Source organism: Streptococcus bouchesdurhonensis (assembly GCF_948472335.1).
Genome location: NZ_CAOKTW010000034.1, coordinates 1 through 3,921, shown reverse-complemented (window position 1 = coordinate 3,921; position 3,921 = coordinate 1). Strand labels below are relative to the sequence as shown.

General features: G+C 49.5%; 2 protein-coding genes. Both read left to right on the top strand.

Features of this window, described 5'->3' with window-relative positions:
• Positions 1–2,083: DUF1542 domain-containing protein (locus QMQ21_RS19110; RefSeq protein WP_261814982.1), on the top strand; the 2,083-nt coding region annotated here is incomplete at its 5' end.
• A partial coding sequence (locus QMQ21_RS19105) for a DUF1542 domain-containing protein (protein ID WP_261814981.1) occupies positions 2,047–3,921 on the top strand: 1,875 nt, incomplete at its 3' end. The genes QMQ21_RS19110 and QMQ21_RS19105, both read left to right, overlap by 37 nt.

Here is a 3,921-nt window from a genome sequence, read left to right as displayed (position 1 = left end):
CAAAGCTAAGGACAAGGCTAAGGAAGCAGTAGCAGCTAAGCTTAAGGAAAAAGAAGCAGAGATTGATGCGAACGCTAACCTTTCAGATGCAGAAAAAGCAGCAGCGAAAGCTCAAGCTAAGCAAGCAGCGGACAAAGCTACCCAAGCCATTGATGCAGCAAGCGACCAAGCAGGCGTAGACAAAGCGGAAGCAGACGGAATTGCCGCAGTAGCAGCAGTTAACCCAGTGGCTAAAGATAAAGCTAAAGACAAAGCTAAGGAAGCAGTAGCGGCTAAGCTTGCAGAAAAAGCAGCAGAGATTGATGCGAACGCTAACCTTTCAGATGCAGAAAAAGCAGCAGCGAAAGCTCAAGCTAAGCAAGCAGCGGACAAAGCTACCCAAGCCATTGATGCAGCAAGCGACCAAGCAGGCGTAGACAAAGCGGAAGCAGACGGAATTGCCGCAGTAGCAGCAGTTAACCCAGTGGCTAAAGATAAAGCTAAGGAAGCAGTAGCAGCTAAGCTTGCAGAAAAAGAAGCAGAGATTGATGCGAACGCTAACCTTTCAGATGCAGAAAAAGCAGCAGCGAAAGCTCAAGCTAAGCAAGCAGCAGACAAAGCTACCCAAGCTATTGACGCAGCAAGCGACCAAGCAGGCGTAGACAAAGCGGAAGCAGACGGAATTGCCGCAGTAGCAGCAGTTAACCCAGTGGCTAAGGACAAAGCTAAGGACAAAGCTAAGCAAGCAGTAGCGGCTAAACTTAAAGAAAAAGAAGCAGAGATTGATGCGAACGCTAACCTTTCAGATGCAGAAAAAGCAGCAGCGAAAGCTCAAGCTAAGCAAGCAGCGGACAAAGCTACCCAAGCCATTGATGCAGCAAGCGACCAAGCAGGCGTAGACAAAGCGGAAGCAGACGGAATTGCCGCAGTAGCAGCAGTTAACCCAGTGGCTAAAGACAAAGCTAAGGACAAGGCTAAGGAAGCAGTAGCAGCTAAGCTTAAGGAAAAAGAAGCAGAGATTGATGCGAACGCTAACCTTTCAGATGCAGAAAAAGCAGCAGCGAAAGCTCAAGCTAAGCAAGCAGCGGACAAAGCTACCCAAGCCATTGATGCAGCAAGCGACCAAGCAGGCGTAGACAAAGCGGAAGCAGACGGAATTGCCGCAGTAGCAGCAGTTAACCCAGTGGCTAAAGATAAAGCTAAAGACAAAGCTAAGGAAGCAGTAGCGGCTAAGCTTGCAGAAAAAGCAGCAGAGATTGATGCGAACGCTAACCTTTCAGATGCAGAAAAAGCAGCAGCGAAAGCTCAAGCTAAGCAAGCAGCGGACAAAGCTACCCAAGCCATTGATGCAGCAAGCGACCAAGCAGGCGTAGACAAAGCGGAAGCAGACGGAATTGCCGCAGTAGCAGCAGTTAACCCAGTGGCTAAAGATAAAGCTAAGGAAGCAGTAGCAGCTAAGCTTGCAGAAAAAGAAGCAGAGATTGATGCGAACGCTAACCTTTCAGATGCAGAAAAAGCAGCAGCGAAAGCTCAAGCTAAGCAAGCAGCAGACAAAGCTACCCAAGCTATTGACGCAGCAAGCGACCAAGCAGGCGTAGACAAAGCGGAAGCAGACGGAATTGCCGCAGTAGCAGCAGTTAACCCAGTGGCTAAGGACAAAGCTAAGGACAAAGCTAAGCAAGCAGTAGCGGCTAAACTTAAAGAAAAAGAAGCAGAGATTGATGCGAACGCTAACCTTTCAGATGCAGAAAAAGCAGCAGCGAAAGCTCAAGCTAAGCAAGCAGCGGACAAAGCTACCCAAGCCATTGATGCAGCAAGCGACCAAGCAGGCGTAGACAAAGCGGAAGCAGACGGAATTGCCGCAGTAGCAGCAGTTAACCCAGTGGCTAAAGACAAAGCTAAGGACAAGGCTAAGGAAGCAGTAGCAGCTAAGCTTAAGGAAAAAGAAGCCGAGATTGATGCGAATGCTAACCTTTCAGATGCAGAAAAAGCAGCGGCTAAGGAACAAGCTAAAGCGGCAGCGGACAAGCTACCCAAGCTATTGACGCAGCAAGCGACCAAGCAGGCGTGGACAAAGCGCAAGCAGACGGAATTGCCGCAGTAGCAGCAGTTAATCCAGTGGCTAAGGACAAAGCTAAGGAAGCAGTAGCAGCTAAGCTTAAGGAAAAAGAAGCCGAGATTGATGCGAACGCTAACCTTTCAGATGCAGAAAAAGCAGCGGCTAAGGAACAAGCTAAAGCGGCAGCGGACAAAGCTATCCAAGCTATTGACGCAGCAAGCGACCAAGCAGGCGTGGACAAAGCGCAAGCAGACGGAATTGCCGCAGTAGCAGCAGTTAATCCAGTGGCTAAGGACAAAGCTAAGGAAGCAGTAGCAGCTAAGCTTAAGGAAAAAGAAGCCGAGATTGATGCGAATGCTAACCTTTCAGATGCAGAAAAAGCAGCGGCTAAGGAACAAGCTAAAGCGGCAGCGGACAAAGCTACCCAAGCTATTGACGCAGCAAGCGACCAAGCAGGCGTGGACAAAGCGCAAGCAGACGGAATTGCCGCAGTAGCAGCAGTTAATCCAGTGGCTAAGGACAAAGCTAAGGAAGCAGTAGCAGCTAAGCTTAAGGAAAAAGAAGCCGAGATTGATGCGAACGCTAACCTTTCAGATGCAGAAAAAGCAGCGGCTAAGGAACAAGCTAAAGCGGCAGCGGACAAAGCTATCCAAGCTATTGACGCAGCAAGCGACCAAGCAGGCGTGGACAAAGCGCAAGCAGACGGAATTGCCGCAGTAGCAGCAGTTAATCCAGTGGCTAAGGACAAAGCTAAGGAAGCAGTAGCAGCTAAGCTTAAGGAAAAAGAAGCCGAGATTGATGCGAACGCTAACCTTTCAGATGCAGAAAAAGCAGCAGCGAAAGCTCAAGCTAAGCAAGCAGCGGACAAAGCTACCCAAGCTATTGACGCAGCAAGCGACCAAGCAGGCGTAGACAAAGCGGAAGCAGACGGAATTGCCGCAGTAGCAGCAGTTAACCCAGTGGCTAAAGATAAAGCTAAGGACAAAGCTAAGCAAGCAGTAGCGGCTAAACTTAAAGAAAAAGAAGCAGAGATTGATGCGAACGCTAACCTTTCAGATGCAGAAAAAGCAGCAGCGAAAGCTCAAGCTAAGCAAGCAGCGGACAAAGCTACCCAAGCCATTGATGCAGCAAGCGACCAAGCAGGCGTGGACAAAGCGCAAGCAGACGGAATTGCCGCAGTAGCAGCAGTTAATCCAGTGGCTAAGGACAAAGCTAAGGAAGCAGTAGCAGCTAAGCTTAAGGAAAAAGAAGCCGAGATTGATGCGAATGCTAACCTTTCAGATGCAGAAAAAGCAGCGGCTAAGGAACAAGCTAAAGCGGCAGCGGACAAAGCTACCCAAGCTATTGACGCAGCAAGCGACCAAGCAGGCGTGGACAAAGCGCAAGCAGACGGAATTGCCGCAGTAGCAGCAGTTAATCCAGTGGCTAAGGACAAAGCTAAGGAAGCAGTAGCAGCTAAGCTTAAGGAAAAAGAAGCCGAGATTGATGCTAACGCTAACCTTTCAGATGCAGAAAAAGCAGCGGCTAAGGAACAAGCTAAAGCGGCAGCGGACAAAGCTATCCAAGCTATTGACGCAGCAAGCGACCAAGCAGGCGTGGACAAAGCGCAAGCAGACGGAATTGCCGCAGTAGCAGCAGTTAATCCAGTGGCTAAGGACAAAGCTAAGGAAGCAGTAGCAGCTAAGCTTAAGGAAAAAGAAGCCGAGATTGATGCGAACGCTAACCTTTCAGATGCAGAAAAAGCAGCAGCGAAAGCTCAAGCTAAGCAAGCAGCGGACAAAGCTACCCAAGCTATTGACGCAGCAAGCGACCAAGCAGGCGTAGACAAAGCGGAAGCAGACGGAATTGCCGCAGTAGCAGCAGTTAACCCAGTGGCTAAAGAT